A 16,039-nucleotide genomic window follows, 5' to 3' on the forward strand; every position below is an offset into this window, starting at 1 on the left:
GCCCCGGCTCAAGCCTTCCGAACCACCCCACGGAAAGGCCCCAGCGATGAAGTCCCCAGTCGGAACCTACGAACTGCCCGGCGGCGCGCGCCTACGCGTGTTCGCCGACCACAGCGACAACGACGGCTACGCCCTGGAGATCACCCGCGACGGCCAGACCGTCCGCTACGACGCCGGACACTCCGCCCGCGAAGTCCAGGCCTACCTGGCCCTGTTGACCTGATCGAGGAGAGACAACCCCCATGACGACCGTAACTGAGACCGCCCGCCCGGACGAGCAGCGCTTCCCCTGCAAGTACGACGGCCCCCAAGACTTCGCCCGCCTCCACATAGACGCCGAGGGCGACATCGGCGTACTCATCCGCGCTGGCGAGGCCATGGCCTCCATCTACCAGAACCCCGAGGTCGCCGAGCAATTCGGCCACGCCCTGATCCAGGCCGCAACTCAGTCCCGCACGATCGGTCTGGAGATCCAGCGAGTCCGGGAGGAGGAGGCCGAGGCCACGCGACGCCTGGGCGAGATGGAGGCGGCCCGGCAGGCAGAGGAGGCCCGCCAGGCCGGACTGCCCTACCTGGTGGCCGGCGGCTCGACCTCGCCCACCGCCCTCCCACAGCCCCCCGCATTCACCGACCTGCCGCCCGCCCCACCCGCCTCCCCCGAGGCGCAGCCGCCGACCTTCGCGGACGTGATGCTCCCGCAGAACAACACCGCCGCGCGAGAGCGCGCCTTCCTGCGGGCGACCGAACTCCTCGGACCGGACGCGGGCGTCGCCAGCAAGATCGCCATGGCGAACTTCCTCCTCCAGGGCGGCCAGCAGTGACGCTCCCCGTGATCCACGCCGTCGTCCACCAGGCCGCCCGCGCCTACGAGGCCCGCACCCCCGCAGGCGAGCGCGTCATCGTCATCGAGACCGAGCACTCCACACCCGGCCAGATCACCCGATCGGTCGTCCCCCTTCCGGAGCACGTGGCTCTGGATCTGGCCACGGGCATCGAAGATTGCACTTGGTGACAGCCACGATGGTTGGATGGCGGCATGAGCGAGCCCGACCACCCCCGGGTGATCGCCGAGGTCGCCCTGCGCAGCCTCCAGGCCGACCGCTGCAACGGCGAGTACCTGTTGACCCAGTACCTCAGCACCCCTGACGCGAGGGCACTGCTGGCCTCGCCCGAGGTGCCTGACGACGCTGTGGAGCTGCTGGCCGAGATCGGCCGCACCCGCCGCCTGGCCCTGGCCCTGCTCCGCGTCCTGTCCACCTGACCCACGTTAAGGCCCCCGGCCAGCACTGTTCGCACAGTGCTGACCGGGGGCCTTTTCTGTGTTTCAGGACCCGCCCGCCCCGTCCCTCTCCTCCGGCGGCTTCCACCCGCGCGGCTTCTTCCACACGATGTCCAGCCGGTCCGCCGTGAACCTCCCGCCTGTATGCGGAGCCTTCAGCAGGTACACCCGCTCGATCGCCAACCGGAGCAGCTGCCCCCGATAGTGGTCGTCCGAGGACTCCCACAGCTTCGCGGCGCGGACCGGATCGGTGAGCACCGAAATGTCCGCCATCGGCTGGGCCACCTCCTCCCAGTCCTTGCGCGCGTTCTCCACGTCCTCCACCGCCGCCCGACGCTGCTTGACGTACGTGGCCTCTCCGTCCCGGCCTGGGTATGCCCCGGCGGCCTCAAGGCGGTCGATGCGCGCCACCGCCTCCTCCGCGAGCTTGAGCTGCCCCCGGGCGTCGGCCTCCTTCTTGCTCTCCTCCGGCTGGGACAGCTCCACCCACCCTTCCGCGACCGCCAGCAGAGTGGGGTCCAGCGGATCCGCCGTCGACAGCTTCTTGCGCCACTCCTCCGCCAGGACCCGCTCCACAGCGTCCCGCATACCGGTCACCGGGTTGGGGCAGTCCAGCCCGAGGTTGACCCTGCCGCACCGAAACGACTGGCCGTGGATCGTCGCCGAGTGGCCCTTCTTCGGGTCCCGGCCTCCGCCGTCGCAGCACATGAGCCCCGACGCGGGCGAGCGCTTCACGGGCTTCTCCTGCTCTTCCGCAGTCGGCAGGTTCTTCCGGCGCTCCCACCCGGCCGCGATCCGCCGGTGCTTGTCCCACGTCTCCTGCGGAATACCATCCACCCCCTTGGCGAACACGCGCACCGGTTTCCCCTTGGCATTCAGATAGACCTGGGCAACGTGGTTCACCCGAACGATCTGCCATCCGAGGTACACCGGGTTCCTCAAGATCGTGCCGACCGTATTCGACCGGAACGGGCCTCCCCGAGTCGACCGGAATCCGTCGGCTGTCAGCCCCAACGCGATCTTCCGATTAGACAAGCCCTCGGCGGCCTCCCGGTGGATGCGCTCGATCACCGGCCAGAACTTGCCGTGCTTGAGCTTGCGCTTCTTCGTGACCTTGAGCCCGTACGGCGCACCCGACAGCCACTTGCCCTCGTCACGCTGCTCGGCCTTGGTATCCCGGACCTTCTGCGACAGCACCCGGCTGTACTCGCGGTCTCGCTCGGCGTCCTCAATGATCCGGCGGCGGTCCTCAACCCGGTCGGTGTCGAGCCCGTTGATATCGAAGACGAGCCGCTTCCCGGGGTTGTCCAGGATCTTCAGCACGTCGCCCGCACCCTTGCGGCTGTACCGCGAGGAGTCGTACGCCCACAGACAGTCCGACTCGCCTTCGAGCAGCGCGTGGACCGCCGCGTCGAAGTCCGGGCGCTTCACGGTCAGCTTGTACGCGCTCAGGTTCTCGCGGAAGATCCGGCGAATCTCATATCGGTTCGTCTTCGCCCATGCCCGGCCCTTCACTTCCTGCGCCTTCAGCGACAGGATGTCCCGGGCCGCCGTACCCCGGACGACCTGCGACTTCCGAAGAAGCAGGTCGACATATCGCACCGGTCCGGCAGGCTTCCGAGCCATGGTTCCACTCTCCAGTCAGCAGCGCGTGCCCGCACCCTGGAGGTGCAAGGGCGACCCCGCGCTCTGGGAGGAGCACGCCAATGCGCACATCGCCCCGGCCATCGGCCTGCCCGCCCTCCCGCTGGTCCGCTTCACCGGCGACGTCCCGCAGCCCGGTGACCCGCGCGTCCCCCTGATGGAGCTGCTCTCGGCCCGCAAGTGGGCCCCGCTGCTGCGCTACGCCGCGGGCCGCCCGTTCGCCTGGGTGGACGACGTCATCCCGCCGCGGCTGGTCCGCAACTCCCTCTGGCGCCGCGACCGCCTGCTGCTGCCGATCGACCCGGGCCCGGGCCTGGAGCGCCGGCACGTCGACCGCCTGCTCGCCCGGCCGCCGCGCACCCCGGCCGGCCGCCTCCCGCTCAGGGGGTCGGCAGCCAGCTGACGTGCCCGGCGAGCAGCGCGTACCCGACGAAGGCCACCGTGTCGATCAACGCGTGCGCCGCGACCAGCGGCATCACCCGCCCCCAGCGCCGGTACAGCAGGCAGAACACCGCCCCCATCACCATGTTGCCGACCAGCCCGCCGACCCCCTGGTACAGGTGGTACGAACCGCGCAGCACCGAACTCGCCACCACCGCCGCCGGCCACGACCAGCCCAGCTGCCCGAGCCGGCGCAGCAGGTAGCCGAGGACGACGACCTCCTCCAGGGCGGCGTTCTGCCACGCGGAGAGCACCAGCACCGGGACCCGCCACCACACGTCCGGCAGCCCGGACGGCGCCACCGTCAGGTTGTAGCCGGCCGCCTGCGAGGCCAGGTACAGCACCAGCCCGGAGCCGCCGATCGCGGCCGCCACGGCGGCGCCCCGGCCGAGGTCGCGCAGCTTCTGCCCGAGGTCGAAGCCGAGCACCCGCAGCGCGGCGCCCTCGCGCACCAGCAGGTACCCGACCAGCACCACCGGCATCAGCCCGCGCCCGATGTAGTACAGCTGCCACACCAGGTCCAGCCAGGGCCGACCGGGCGCCCGCGAGCCGTTCAACGTGGCGACCTGCTGGCCGAGTTGGATCGGTTCGGTGAGCGAGGCCGCGAAGCTGATCAGCGCGCTGACGCCACTGGCCCCGAGGGAGAGGCCGAGGACGATCAGCAGTTCCACGCCGAGCAGCCGGCGCGTGGGCTTCGCGGTCTCCGGTGCGGTCGGGAGGGTGGTCACGGGCGGCTCCAGCGGGGCGGGCGTCGCTCCGGCCGTCGGCCGACCGCCGGAGCGATCATCCTGACACAGCGGTCCGGCTACCCGACCGGCCAGGTGTGCACCGGCTCGCCGGTGCGCATGTGCTCGATGTAGCGCCTGGTCATCGCGGCGAGCGCGGCCGGGCGGTCCATCCCGTACTGCTCGCGCAGCCGGTGGAAGGTCGCGCTCTGCCAGGCCGCGCCGTTGGTGCGGCGCAGGCAGCGCTGCTCGATGATCCCCAGGTAGCGGTCCCGGTCGGCGGGCTCCACGCCCCACTCGTCCAGGCCCTGGTGGGCCATCGGCAGCAGTTCGTTGAGCACCAGGTCGACGGCGGACACCGTGGTCAACCCGCCGCCGCGGCCCGCCCGGCCCGCCCGCGGCCACTGGAACACCGCGTCGATGCCGTAGCGGGCGCCCTGCCGGAAGTTCTCGTCGGCCCGCTCGAACGGCAGCCTGGTCCAGACCGGCCGGGGCTGCTCGGCGAGCACCCGGACCAGCCCGTAGTAGAAGGCGGCGTTCGCGAGCGTGTCGGCCACCGTCGGCCCGGCCGGCAGCGCCCGGTTCTCCACCCGCAGGTGCGCGATCCCGCCCGCGATGTCGTACACCGGCCGGTTCCAGCGGTAGATCGTGCCGTTGTGGAGCCGCATCTCGGCGAGCCGGGGCGCGCCGCCGGAGGAGAGCACCTTCATCGGGTCCTCGTCGTCGCAGATCGGCAGCAGGGCGGGGAAGTACCGCAGGTTCTCCTCGAACAGGTCGTACGCCGAGTCCACCCAGCGCTCGCCGAACCAGGTGATCGGCCGGACGCCCTGCGCCTTGAGTTCCGCCGTACGGGTGTCACAGGCCTGCTGGAACAGCACCGGACGGGTCTCCCGCCACAGCTCCCGCCCGAACAGGAACGGCGAGTTGGCACCGAGCGCGAGCTGCGCCCCGCAGATCGCCTGGGCCGCGTTCCACACCGAGGAGAAGCGTTCCGGGGTCACCTGCAGGTGCAGTTGCAGGGAGGTCGCGGCGGCCTCGGCCACCATGGTGATGGTCTCCAGCTGGAGGTGTTCGACGCCCTCGATGTCCAGCGCGATGTCCTCGCCGCGGGCGGCCAGGATCTGGTCGCTGAGCAGGCTGTAGCGCGGGTTGTGGGAGATCGCGTCCAGGCCGGTGTGACCGTGCTCCAGGGTCGGCAGGATCCCCACCATGACGATCCGGGCACCGGCCTCGGCGGCCCGCCGGTCGGCGTAGCGCAGCCCGGTGTCGAGCTCCTCGCGCAGGTCCTCGAAGACGTGCCCGCACAGCCGGTGCGGCACGATGTTCACCTCGACGTTGAACTGGCCCAGTTCGGTCTGGAAGTCGCTGGAGCCGATCGCGCTCAGCACCTGCGCGTTGCGCAGCGCCGGCAGGCCGTCCTCGTCGGCCAGGTTGAGCTCGATCTCCAGGCCCATGACCGCCCGCGGCCGGTCGAACCGGTCCTCGCGCAGCATCCGCCCCAGCGCGTCGAGGCAGGCCTGGAGCTTGCGCCGGTACAGCTGCCGGTCCGCCAGATCAGCCCGAGTCGCCACGACCTTCTCGCCCACGGTCCCCTCCTCCTGAGACACCGGCCGACCCGACCGTGCAAGCATCATGCCCACCTCGAAGATCGATACCCGAATGCTTGTACTGGCTTGCAATGCAAGGAAACTGACGGATATTCAGCAGATCTGCCGACTTGCCCGGCGCCACCGCCTGTGATAAACAGGTCACCCTGCGCACCTGTTCGATAGAATTCGCACTGCGCTCCGGCCGGCCCGCTCCGCCTCGAAACCCTCGTCGACGGCGGCGACCGCGCCGGCACCGCGATCATGCACAACCGGACACGGCCAGGTCCCGTCACCGATGACACACCGCGCCACGCCGGTATGCCGCACTCGCACGCCGATCTCGCACGGAGAGGCGGACCCCGCCATGACTCTGCAGACCCCCCAGCCCCCGCCGAGCGCCCTGCGCGCCGTCCTGGCCGCACTCGACTCGGAGACCGCGCTGCGCCAACCCGCCGCCGCAGCACTGCGCCATCCGGTCGGCCCGCTGCTCCCCGCGCACCCCCTCGCCGTCCACGTCCTGGACGGGCCGCGCCCGGAGCTGCCCGCCGCCCGCCGGACGGGCTGGCGCTTCCTGATCAAGGACGGCGCCGAGGTCGCCGCCGCCGCCGAGGTCGTCCAGGCCGTCGAGGGCCACACCTTCTCGCACTTCACCGCCGGCCCCTACCTCGACTCGACGGTCCGGGCGCTGCGCCAGGCCTGGCAGCTCGCCCAGGGCTCCCGGTCCCGCCAGCAGCCCCGACTGCTGACCTTCCCCGGGCAGTACGCGACGGCACTGTGGCTGCACAGCCCCGACGCCGGCCCGGCCGCCGACCAGCTGATCCCGCTGGCCCCGGCCCCGCTCGGCGTCACCGCGCACCGCGCCTACCCGGCCGCCGAGCTGCTGCCGCTGCTCGCCCGGGCGCCGCTCGCCAAGCCACTGCTGCTCGGCTCCTCCTGAGCCGGCCCCACGCCGACGGGCCACCGGGCCAGCACCCGGTGGCCCGTCGGCGCGCGTGTCACCCTCATCCGCCCGAACCACCCGGACGGGCCATCCGCCCTGACCTCCTCGGGCCATGCCGCAGCTGACCCATCGGTGCGCCCTTTCCCGCCGGACCCACCTGAACGGGTGATCTCTGCCCGGGAGTTGTGGCGCATGTCACGAAATCCCTGCGCGCGCGTCCACAGATGCCGACACTGGGAACCAGCGTGGAAGGACCACCTGTCCTACCCACTTGAGCGCCGGTCAACACCTGGTCGGCGCGCGGACAGGATCCGGCTACCGCGGCGGCTCCCGACGGCTCCGCCGGCGGCCGCACCACGGGGGAGGATCGCAGAGCGAAGCGAGGGTACGCATGTGCCAGCACCGTCCTGAGTGCCCGTCGGCCGAGTGCGAGGACCGCGAGGCTGCCGTCACGGTGGCCTGCCACCCGGAGCAGGGCTGGAGCCTGCTCTGCAACGGCGTCGTGCTGTTCGAGGACACCGGAGAGCTGCTGCCCGACGGCCGGGTGATCGCGCCGCGCCGCACCGTCGCCCACGCGGCCTGACCGCACCGGCGGGGGCAGCCGCCGGACGACGACAACGGGCAGGGCCCCGACGGTACGTGCCGTCGGGGCCCTGCCGTACGTCCGGTCCGGATCAGACGCCGTACTCCTCCAGCGGCGGGCAGGAGCAGACCAGGTTGCGGTCGCCGTACGCGCCGTCGATCCGGCTGACCGGCGGCCAGTACTTGTCCGCCGGGTTCACGCCCGCCGGGAAGACCGCCTCCTGTCGCGAGTAGCCGTGCGCCCACTCGCCGGCCAGCTCGGCGGCGGTGTGCGGGGCGTTGCGCAGCGGGTTGTCCGCGGCCGCCCACTCGCCCGAGCCGACCTTGTCGACCTCGGCCCGGATCTCGATCATCGCGTCGCAGAACCGGTCGATCTCGTGCAGGTCCTCGGACTCGGTCGGCTCGATCATCAGCGTGCCGGCCACCGGGAAGGACATCGTCGGCGCGTGGAAGCCGTAGTCGATCAGGCGCTTGGCGATGTCGTCCACCGTCACGCCCGTCTCCTTGGTCAGCGGGCGCAGGTCGATGATGCACTCGTGCGCGACCAGCCCGCCGGGGCCGGTGTAGAGCACCGGGAAGTGCGGTGCCAGCCGCTTGGCGATGTAGTTGGCGTTCAGCACCGCGACCTGGGTCGCGCGCTTGAGGCCCTCGCCGCCCATCAGCCGGACGTACGCCCAGGAGATCGGCAGGATGGCCGCCGAGCCCCACGGCGCCGCCGAGATCGGGCCGACCCCGGTGGCCGGGCCGGCCTCCGGCTGCAGCGGGTGGTTCGGCAGGTACGGCGCCAGGTGGGCGCGCACCGCGACCGGGCCGACGCCCGGGCCGCCGCCGCCGTGCGGGATGCAGAAGGTCTTGTGCAGGTTCAGGTGCGAGACGTCCGCGCCGAACTTGCCCGGCTTGGCGAGGCCGACCAGGGCGTTCAGGTTGGCACCGTCCACGTACACCTGGCCGCCGGCCTCGTGCACCAGGGCGCAGATGTCGGTGATCTGGGTCTCGTACACGCCGTGGGTGGACGGGTAGGTGACCATCAGCACGGAGAGGCTGTCCCGGTGCTGCTCGATCTTGGCCTTCAGGTCCTCGACGTCCACGTCGCCGTCGACCAGGGTCTTCACCACGACCACGCGCATGCCGGCCATCACCGCGGAGGCCGCGTTGGTGCCGTGCGCGGAGGACGGGATCAGGCAGACGTCGCGCTGGGTGTCGCCGTTGGCGTGGTGGTAGGCGCGGACGGCCAGCAGGCCGGCCAGCTCGCCCTGCGAGCCCGCGTTCGGCTGGATCGAGACGGCGTCGTAGCCGGTCACCTCGACCAGCTGGCGCTCCAGCTCGCGGATCAGGCTGAGGAAGCCCTGGGCCTGCTCGATCGGCGCGAAGGGGTGCAGCTGGCCGAACTCCGGCCAGGTGACGGCCTCCATCTCGGTGGTCGCGTTGAGCTTCATGGTGCAGGAGCCCAGCGGGATCATGCCGCGGTCCAGCGCGTAGTCCCGGTCCGACAGGCGGCGCAGGTAGCGCAGCATGGCGGTCTCCGAGCGGTGGCTGTGGAAGACCGGGTGGGTCAGGTACTCGTCCTGGCGCAGCAGCGCGGCCGGCAGCGCGTCGGCGCCCTCGGCGACCTCGACCGCGGGGACGCCGAACGCGGCCCAGACGGCGGCCAGGTGCTCGCGGGTGGTGGTCTCGTCGGTGGAGACCGAGATCCGGTCCGCGCCGTCCTGGTGGACGTTGACGCCGTTGGCGCGGGCGGCGGCCGCGATCTCGGCGGCACGGCCCGGGACGACGGCGGTGACGGTGTCGAAGAACTCGCCGTGCAGCAGCTCGACGCCGCCGGCCCGCAGGCCCTCGGCGAGGGCGGCGGCGTAGCGGTGGGTGCGGCGGGCGATGTCGGCCAGGCCGTCCGGGCCGTGGTAGACGGCGTACATCGAGGCCATGACGGCGAGCAGCACCTGGGCGGTGCAGATGTTGCTGGTGGCCTTCTCGCGGCGGATGTGCTGCTCGCGGGTCTGCAGCGCCAGGCGGTAGGCGCGGTTGCCGTCGGCGTCGACCGACACGCCGACCAGGCGGCCGGGCAGCGAGCGGGCGTACTCGGCGCGCACCGACAGGTAGCCGGCGTGCGGGCCGCCGAAGCCCATCGGCACGCCGAAGCGCTGCGAGGTGCCGCAGGCGATGTCGGCGCCGAGCGAGCCCGGCGAGGCGAGCAGGGTCAGCGCCAGCAGGTCGGCGGCGACCGCGACGATCGCGCCGAGGCCGTGCGCCTGCTCGATGACCGGGGTGAGGTCGCGGACCACACCGGTGGCGCCCGGGTACTGGAGCAGCACGCCGAAGACGCCGCGCTCGGCGATCTCGGCCGGGATGCCCTCGGACAGGTCGGCGACGACGACCTCGACACCGGTCGGCACCGCGCGGGTGTTGATCACCGCGGTGGTCTGCGGCAGGGTCTCGGCGTCGACCAGGAAGACGCCACCCTTGACCTTGGTGACGCGGCGGGCGAGCGCCATCGCCTCGGCGGCCGCGGTGCCCTCGTCGAGCAGCGAGGAGCCGGAGGTCGGCAGGCCGGTCAGGTCGGAGACCAGGGTCTGGAAGTTGAGCAGCGCCTCCAGGCGACCCTGGGAGATCTCCGGCTGGTACGGCGTGTAGGCGGTGTACCAGGCCGGGTTCTCCATGACGTTGCGCAGGATCACCGGCGGGGTGAAGGTGCCGTAGTAGCCCAGGCCGATCATCGGCTGGAGCACCTGGTTGCGGCTCGCCAGCTCGCGCAGTTCGGCGAGCACCTGCGCCTCGCTGCGGCCGCCGGGCAGGTCCAGGCCGGTGATGGAGCGGATCGCCTCGGGAACGGCGGTGGCGGCGAGTTCGTCCAGCGAGCCGTAGCCGATGGACGCCAGCATCTTCTGCTGCGCGGCGTCGTCGGGGCCGATGTGGCGGTTCTCGAAGGGGCTGGCCAGCTCAAGCTCGGTGAGGGTCGAGGCGCCGGTGGGGCGTCCCGCGTTCGGCTGGGCGTTCATGGTGGTCGAGGCCTCCTGGTCACGGACCGGCGGGGGTGCGCACGCCGGCCGGCCGGAGCCGCTGCGGACAGCGATTCGACCCGGGCGGGCGAACCCGACAGGCCTCCCCCTCTGTCATCGGGACCTGAGAGCTTCACCCGCACGGCGCGCTGTGGCACGCCGCCGGCTTGCACCGTCGGTGAGGGTGGTGGCCGTCGGCTCCCTGCCGACGGTCCTGCCCTGCTTTCCAGAGTGACCTACCCCACACGGTACGGATGCCTGAGAGATTCCGGGGAGGAGTTGCTCCTTCGGCGCCCCGACCAGCGCTTTCCGTGGCCGGGGACTCTCCCGAGCGGGCTCGGCGGTCGCCGCCCAGGGTACCAGCGGCAGGCCCCCTGATCACGGCCGCGTCGGGTCACTCCCGGTCTACGCGCGTCCCCCGGACGGTCCAGCCCGAAGCCCGTCCGGCGCACCCCGGTCGCGCCCGTCCGATTCATGGCCTTTGGTGTGAAGTGGCAGGCGGAACGGGTGCTCCGGCCACGGTCCTGCGGGAGTTCCGCAGGCGCAGCGCACTGGAGGAAAGAGTGCAAACCGACATCGATCCCCGGGACCTCATCGGCCACAAGGCGGTCGACCGCAACGGAGACAAGATCGGCACGGTCGACGAGGTCTACCTGGACGACGCCACCGGCCAGCCGGAGTGGGCAGCCGTCCGGACCGGCATCTTCGGCCGGGACGCCTTCGTCCCGCTCACCACCAGCGAGTTCTCCGGCGACGAGCTCCGGGTGCCGTACGACAAGTCGCTGGTGAAGGAGTCGCCGGACTTCGGCGTCGGCCAGCACCTGTCGCCCGCCCAGGAGCTCCAGCTCTACCGCTACTACGGCCTGGACACCCCGGCGAACGGCCGGCCGGTCGGCCGGGACGCCGACCGGCCCGTCGGCCGCGAGGGTGACCGGCTGATCGGCCGGGACGGTGACCGCCCAGCCGGCCGGGACGGCGACCGGCCCATCGGCCGCGAGGACGACCGACCGGCGCGGCCCGACCTCGACTTCGGCACCACCTCGGCGGCCGAGCCCGTGAAGCCCATCACCTTCCACTCCCTCGGCCCCGCCCCGACCACCCCTGCCGACCCCACCGGCACCGCGACGGAGGTCAACGTGCGGACCCTCAACACCCCCGCGCCCGCAGCAGCCCCCACGACGACCGAGCCCAAGCCGCAGCCCGCCCCGGTCGTGACGACCGCCGCGACCACGAACTCGGTCATGGCCGCGCCGGTCTCGGAGCGCTCGACCGGCCCGGCCACCTCGTCCCCCAACGGCCCGGTGGAGATCACCTGCCGCGAGGAGCGCCTGGACATCACCACGGACTGGCACATCGTGGGCACCGCGAAGCTGCGCAAGTACGTGACCAGCGAGCAGGTCGAGCGCCGCGTCCCGGTGGTCCGCGAGCGCGTCCGGGTGGAGCGGATGCCGGTGAGCGAGGCCGAGCGCGCCTCGCTCACCGAGAAGGAGATCGCCGAGGCGGTGGAGGAGGTCACCCTGCGCGAGGAGCGCCCGGTGGTCCGCAAGTACCTCACCCCGATCGAGCGGGTCCGCCTGGTGGTGGAGCGCTACACCGCCGAGGAGGTGATCCGGGACGAACTGCGCCGCGAGCACGTCGAGGTCCACGACAACACCGCCGCCGCCCCGGCGACCCCGGCAGCCACCCCGGTGGCCGAGACCCCCCGCCCGGCCGTGCTGCGCCCGTTCGCCTGACCCTCGCCCCCAGGGCCCCGGACCCCTCGGTCCGGGGCCCTCGGCATGCCCCGTCCCGGTCGCCGCCCGGCCGGAATCCTTCGATTTTGCCAAAGCGTCACCAATGGATATTTGACACTCTGAAGTATCTCCCGGCATGGTTACTTCAGTTCATTCACTATGTACGGGAGGAAGCAACCGTGAGTGAGGCACCACAGCCCACCACCGCGGCCGAGAAGCAGAGCAGCGCCCGGGTCCTGCCGGCCCTCATCCTGGCGATGCTGTCGTTCAGCGTGGTGCAGACCGCGGTCGTCCCGATCCTGCCCTCGCTGGCCAAGGAACTGAGCGTCTCCGCGTCCAGCATCACCTGGCTGATGACCGCCAACCTGCTCTCCGCCGCCGTGCTGACTCCCCTGCTGGGCCGCTTCGGCGACCTCCGGGGCCGTAAGCCGATGCTGCTGATCTCGCTGGCCGGTCTGGTCGCCGGTTCGGCACTGGCGGTCAGCACCCACTCCTTCACCTGGCTGGTCGTCGCCCGCGTCCTTCAGGGCGCCGGCGGTGGCGTGCTCCCGCTGGCGATCAGCATCGTCCGCGACGAGCTGCCCAAGCAGAAGGTGACCGGCGGCGTCGCCGCCATCAGCGCCTCGATGGGTGTCGGCTCCGGCCTCGGCCTGGTCGCGACCGGTCTCCTGCTGGAGCACTGGAGCTACAAGTCGATCTTCTGGATGGGCCTGGTCTTCGGCCTGATCGCGGTCGCCCTGGTCGCGTTCCGCGTCCCGTCCGACCCGGTCACCGACAAGGAGGGCGGCGCCGACCCGCTCGGCGCCCTCACCCTGGCCGGCTGGCTCTCCGCCCTGCTCGTCGCGGTCAGCCAGGGCAACCACTGGGGCTGGACCTCGACCAAGACCCTCGGCCTGTTCGCCGTGGCCGCCGTCGTCGCCCTGATCTGGGGGGTCATCGAGACCAAGGTCGCGCACCCCCTGGTGGACATGAAGATGATGTCCCGTCCGGCCGTCGCCTTCACCAACCTGGCCGGCCTGCTGATCGGCTTCGGCATGTACGGCTCGTTCATGGTGATCAGCAACTTCGCCCAGACCCCGGAGAAGCTCACCCACTACGGCTTCACCGCGACCGTCCTGCACGCCGGTCTGCTGCTGCTGCCGTCCGCGATCGGCTCGATGGTGGCGGCTCCGGTCGGCGCGATGCTGATCGCCCGCCGCGGCCCGCGCCTGCCGCTGGTCCTCGGTGGCGTCCTGGGTGCCGTCGCGATGGCCTACCTGGCCGTGCGGCACAGCCACGAGGGCGACATCTACACCTCCTCGGCGATCTTCGGCCTGGGCATCGGCCTGGCGTTCTCCGCGATGCCGGCCTACATCAACGGCGCCGTCCCGGTGGAGCAGAGCGGCATCGCCAACGGCATGAACGCCGTGCTGCGCACCGTCGGTGGCGCGATCGGCACCGCCGTGATGGCCGCCATCCTGACCGGCGACACCATGAAGCTGCCGCCGCAGATCCCGCTGCTGCTGCCCACCCTGGACGCCTACAAGCACGCGTTCTGGGTCGCGGCCGTCGTCTGCGCCGTCGCCGGCGTCGTCCCGTTCCTGATCCGCGGCACCAAGTCGGCCGCCACCGTCGTCGCCTCGGGCGGCGCGGCCGAGCGGAACTCCAGCCCCGAGCTGGCCAAGACCGACGCCTGACCAGGCGTCCGGCCGCCGCGCTCAGGGACAGGGCGCGGCGGCCCGGCCTTCGGACGGTCGCGAGGGCATCACGACCGCACGAAGTCCGGCACGGTATGCGGCCCCAACCGGTACTCCCCCCACCGGTTGGGGCCGCTTCGCGTTTCACACCCCCGTCTCCCCCGTCTCCCCCGTCTCCTCCGGCCCCTCCGCCCCCCACAGCGGCAGCGGACGGGCCGGTTCCAGCGCCGGATCGTCCACCGCGAAGGTCCGGATGCGCCCCGGCCCGCTCCACGGCGTCTCGAACCGCACGGTGACCCGCCCGACACCGCTGCCCTGCACCCACCCGGGCCCCAGCTCGGCATGGCGGACGTCCTGCCCGGGCATCCAGCGGCGCGGCGCGGCCGCCTCCGGCTCCTCCTCCGCCGCCTCGACCTCCGCCTCCGCGTGCTCGGCCGCCTCCTCCCGCAGGGCCTGCGCGAACAAGTCCTCCTGGGTGTAGTCGGCCAGCTGGGCGACCCCCACCCCGAGCAGCCGCACCCCGCCGGTGATGTCCACCTGGGAGGCCAGCCGGCGCGCCGTCTCGATGACCACCGCCTCGTCGTCGGTGGGCCCGCGCAGCGTCTCCGAACGGGTCAGCGTCGAGAAGTCGAACCGCCGGACCTTGAGCACCACCGTCCGCCCCGACCGCCCGGCCGCGCGCAGCCGCCGCACGCACCGGGCGGCCAGCACCTCCACCTCGCGCAGCACCCGATCCCGGTCGGCGAGGTCCACCTCGAAGGTGTCCTCCACCGAGACCGACTTGGCGTCCTGATCGGCCACCACCGGCCGGTCGTCCAGCCCTATCGACATCTGGTGCACACCGGCGCCGTGCGCCCGCCCGAGCAGCTGCACCAGCTCGCCCTCCCCCGCCTCGGCGAGGTCCGCCACGGTGTTCAGTCCGGCCCGCCGCAGCACCTGCTCGGTGGCCGGCCCGATCCCGGGCAGCGCCCGGACCGGCATCGGGCCGAGCACGGCCCGCTCCTGCCCGGGTTCGATCAGCACCAGCCCGTCCGGTTTGGCCTGCTCGGAGGCGATCTTCGCCATCAGCTTGGAGCCGGCGGCCCCGACCGACCCGGTCAGCCCGGTGCGCCGCTGGATGTCCGCCCGCAGGTCCTCCGCCAGGGCGAGCACCAGCCGCTCCCCGGTCTCGTGGTCGGACTCGGCCAGCACCGGACCGTAGGGGCCGGCCTCCAGGTCGACGAAGGCCTCGTCCAGGCTGAGCGGCTGCACCAGCGGCGACAGCTCGCGCAGCAGACCCATCACGAGCTCGCTGACCTGCCGGTAGGCCTCGAACCGGCCGCTCAGAAAGGCCGCGTTGGGGCAGAGCCGGCGCGCCTGCGCCATCGGCATCGCCGAGTGCACCCCGAACCTCCGCGCCTCGTACGAGGCGGTGGAGACCACCCCGCGCCCGCCGAGCCCGCCGACGACCACCGGTTTACCGCGCAGGCTCGGCTTGGCCGCCTGCTCCACCGCCGCGAAGAAGGCGTCCATGTCGAGGTGGATGATGCTCGGCAGTGATCGCACCCGCCGATCATCCCGCAGGGGTCCGACAATGCGTACGAACCCGCGCAGGGCCCAGGTCCTGTCCCTAGCCCTGCGCCGCGTCCGCCAGAGCCTTCGGGATGCCGTCCTCCCGGGGGCCGAGGAACAGCGGGTCCGGCCGCAGCCAGGCGTTGACCGCCGCCTTGCCCGCCCCGGGGATCTCCCGCAGCCCGCCGTACAGCCAGGTGCCGTCGTGCGGTTCCGGCACCCCGACCGCGTACGCGTCGATGCCCGCCGCCTCGCACAGGGCCAGCGCCCGGCGGACGTGGAAGTCCTGGCTGACCAGCACCGCCCGTTCCACCCCGAAGACCCGCCGGGCCCGGGTGCAGGAGTTCCAGGTGTCGAAGCCCGCGTAGTCGCCCACCACCCGGACCGCCGGCACCCCGTGCTCGATCAGGTACGTCCGCATCGCGTCCGGCTCGTCGTAGCTGTCCCGGCCGTTGTCGCCGGTCACCAGGATCGCCTGCACCTTCCCCGCCCGGTACAGGTCCAGCGCCGCGCTCAGCCGGTGCTCCAGGTACGGCGACGGCTTGCCCTGGTCCAGCCCGGCGCCGAAGACCACCGCGACCGGCGCGGTCGGCACGCTGGCCACCGTGCCGACCCGGTCCCCGGCCGAGCACCACAGCCACGCGCTCGGCGCCAGCGCCAACGAGCAGAGCACCGTCGCCGCTTGGAAGGCCCTGCGCTGCACGGGCCGCCGCCGGAACCGGACCTTCAACAGCCCGCCCCGACGCCGCAGCAGACCCGCTATCCCGGTGCCGAACCCCACGTGCCCTCCCTCGATCGCCTCACCAGGCGCAACGACGAGGCCGCGGGGCCGGCGGGGTGCCCCGGCGGGGCCCCGGCCGCGGGGGGTGTGGGGGGGGTCGGCCCC

15 protein-coding genes, 1 pseudogene and 1 riboswitch are annotated in these 16,039 nt (G+C 72.4%); of the genes and pseudogenes, 10 read left to right on the forward strand and 6 right to left on the reverse strand.

The window, feature by feature from the left end; genetic code table 11:
* Positions 1-46: 46 nt before the first annotated feature.
* The 4 genes from ACFWPT_RS24380 to ACFWPT_RS24395 are packed head-to-tail and all read left to right on the forward strand — an operon-like array spanning position 47 to position 1,261.
* A complete protein-coding gene (locus ACFWPT_RS24380) occupies positions 47-223 on the forward strand; it encodes a hypothetical protein (RefSeq protein ID WP_380484266.1) in 177 nt (58 codons plus the stop codon).
* A gap of 19 nt (positions 224-242) precedes the next feature.
* Complete coding sequence (locus ACFWPT_RS24385) at positions 243-821, forward strand: hypothetical protein (protein WP_380484268.1); 579 nt, start codon at positions 243-245, stop codon at positions 819-821.
* Positions 818-1,012, forward strand: coding sequence for a hypothetical protein (locus ACFWPT_RS24390; protein WP_380484270.1), 195 nt, complete (start codon positions 818-820; stop codon positions 1,010-1,012). The genes ACFWPT_RS24385 and ACFWPT_RS24390 overlap by 4 nt, the downstream gene beginning before the upstream one ends.
* Positions 1,013-1,036: 24 nt before the next feature.
* Positions 1,037-1,261 carry a hypothetical protein gene (locus tag ACFWPT_RS24395; RefSeq protein ID WP_380484272.1) on the forward strand — a complete coding sequence of 75 codons (225 nt, stop codon included), beginning with the start codon at positions 1,037-1,039 and terminating at the stop codon, positions 1,259-1,261.
* Between the two features lie 63 nt (positions 1,262-1,324).
* Here ACFWPT_RS24395 and ACFWPT_RS24400 read toward each other — a convergent pair whose 3' ends face one another.
* A complete protein-coding gene (locus ACFWPT_RS24400) occupies positions 1,325-2,905 on the reverse strand; it encodes a recombinase family protein (RefSeq protein ID WP_380484274.1) in 1,581 nt (526 codons plus the stop codon).
* 25 nt (positions 2,906-2,930) lie between these two features.
* Here ACFWPT_RS24400 and ACFWPT_RS24405 point away from each other — a divergent pair, with 25 nt between their 5' ends.
* The gene (locus tag ACFWPT_RS24405; protein ID WP_380484276.1) at positions 2,931-3,326 is read left to right on the forward strand and encodes a hypothetical protein; all 396 of its coding nucleotides are present in this window, start codon (positions 2,931-2,933) and stop codon (positions 3,324-3,326) included.
* On the opposite strand, the gene ACFWPT_RS24410 is transcribed toward ACFWPT_RS24405, so the two are convergent.
* Positions 3,304-4,092, reverse strand: coding sequence for a CPBP family intramembrane glutamic endopeptidase (locus tag ACFWPT_RS24410; RefSeq protein WP_208869123.1), 789 nt, complete (start codon positions 4,090-4,092; stop codon positions 3,304-3,306). The two genes, ACFWPT_RS24405 and ACFWPT_RS24410, sit on opposite strands and share 23 nt — an antisense overlap.
* A gap of 77 nt (positions 4,093-4,169) precedes the next feature.
* The gene (locus tag ACFWPT_RS24415) at positions 4,170-5,675 is read right to left on the reverse strand and encodes a hypothetical protein (protein WP_063350209.1); all 1,506 of its coding nucleotides are present in this window, start codon (positions 5,673-5,675) and stop codon (positions 4,170-4,172) included.
* Positions 5,676-6,042: 367 nt separating this feature from the next.
* Between ACFWPT_RS24415 and ACFWPT_RS24420 the strand changes: the two genes are divergently transcribed.
* Positions 6,043-6,615: a hypothetical protein gene (locus ACFWPT_RS24420; RefSeq protein WP_063350208.1), complete on the forward strand. Its 573-nt coding sequence runs from the start codon at positions 6,043-6,045 to the stop codon at positions 6,613-6,615.
* 394 nt (positions 6,616-7,009) lie between these two features.
* A complete protein-coding gene (locus ACFWPT_RS24425) occupies positions 7,010-7,201 on the forward strand; it encodes a DUF5999 family protein (RefSeq protein ID WP_063350207.1) in 192 nt (63 codons plus the stop codon).
* A gap of 91 nt (positions 7,202-7,292) precedes the next feature.
* Here the strand turns inward: ACFWPT_RS24425 and gcvP are convergent, their stop codons facing one another.
* Complete coding sequence (gene gcvP / locus ACFWPT_RS24430; RefSeq protein WP_380484278.1) at positions 7,293-10,193, reverse strand: aminomethyl-transferring glycine dehydrogenase; 2,901 nt, start codon at positions 10,191-10,193, stop codon at positions 7,293-7,295.
* Between the two features lie 236 nt (positions 10,194-10,429).
* A riboswitch (glycine riboswitch) is annotated at positions 10,430-10,533 on the reverse strand.
* 223 nt (positions 10,534-10,756) lie between these two features.
* Here gcvP and ACFWPT_RS24435 point away from each other — a divergent pair.
* The 3 genes and pseudogenes from ACFWPT_RS24435 to ACFWPT_RS24445 form a co-directional block, all read left to right on the forward strand.
* Positions 10,757-11,119: pseudogene (locus ACFWPT_RS24435) on the forward strand (PRC-barrel domain-containing protein); the annotation flags it as partial.
* A 12-nt stretch (positions 11,120-11,131) separates the two neighbouring features.
* Positions 11,132-11,926 (forward strand): YsnF/AvaK domain-containing protein, encoded by a 795-nt coding sequence (locus ACFWPT_RS24440; RefSeq protein WP_380484290.1) that lies wholly within the window; start codon positions 11,132-11,134, stop codon positions 11,924-11,926.
* A 179-nt stretch (positions 11,927-12,105) separates the two neighbouring features.
* Positions 12,106-13,602, forward strand: coding sequence for an MFS transporter (locus ACFWPT_RS24445; protein WP_079136056.1), 1,497 nt, complete (start codon positions 12,106-12,108; stop codon positions 13,600-13,602).
* 144 nt (positions 13,603-13,746) lie between these two features.
* Here the strand turns inward: ACFWPT_RS24445 and ACFWPT_RS24450 are convergent, their stop codons facing one another.
* Both ACFWPT_RS24450 and ACFWPT_RS24455 read right to left on the reverse strand, forming a co-directional pair.
* Entirely contained in the window at positions 13,747-15,147 is a 1,401-nt protein-coding gene (locus tag ACFWPT_RS24450; protein ID WP_380484280.1) for a DNA polymerase IV, read from the reverse strand.
* A gap of 64 nt (positions 15,148-15,211) precedes the next feature.
* On the reverse strand, positions 15,212-15,934 hold the full coding sequence (locus ACFWPT_RS24455; RefSeq protein ID WP_380484282.1) for a vancomycin high temperature exclusion protein: 723 nt from the start codon (positions 15,932-15,934) through the stop codon (positions 15,212-15,214).
* Between the last annotated feature and the right edge of the window lie 105 nt (positions 15,935-16,039).

This window comes from Kitasatospora sp. NPDC058478, from assembly GCF_042720345.1.
GTDB lineage: Bacteria > Actinomycetota > Actinomycetes > Streptomycetales > Streptomycetaceae > Kitasatospora.

Coding starts and splice junctions, on each gene's coding strand:
- gcvP (WP_380484278.1), bottom strand. CDS start 10,193: ATGAACGCCCAGCCGAACGCGGGACGCCCCACCGGCGCCTCGACCCTC.
- ACFWPT_RS24420 (WP_063350208.1), top strand. CDS start 6,043: ATGACTCTGCAGACCCCCCAGCCCCCGCCGAGCGCCCTGCGCGCCGTC.
- ACFWPT_RS24380 (WP_380484266.1), top strand. CDS start 47: ATGAAGTCCCCAGTCGGAACCTACGAACTGCCCGGCGGCGCGCGCCTA.
- ACFWPT_RS24395 (WP_380484272.1), top strand. CDS start 1,037: ATGAGCGAGCCCGACCACCCCCGGGTGATCGCCGAGGTCGCCCTGCGC.
- ACFWPT_RS24425 (WP_063350207.1), top strand. CDS start 7,010: ATGTGCCAGCACCGTCCTGAGTGCCCGTCGGCCGAGTGCGAGGACCGC.
- ACFWPT_RS24385 (WP_380484268.1), top strand. CDS start 243: ATGACGACCGTAACTGAGACCGCCCGCCCGGACGAGCAGCGCTTCCCC.
- ACFWPT_RS24400 (WP_380484274.1), bottom strand. CDS start 2,905: ATGGCTCGGAAGCCTGCCGGACCGGTGCGATATGTCGACCTGCTTCTT.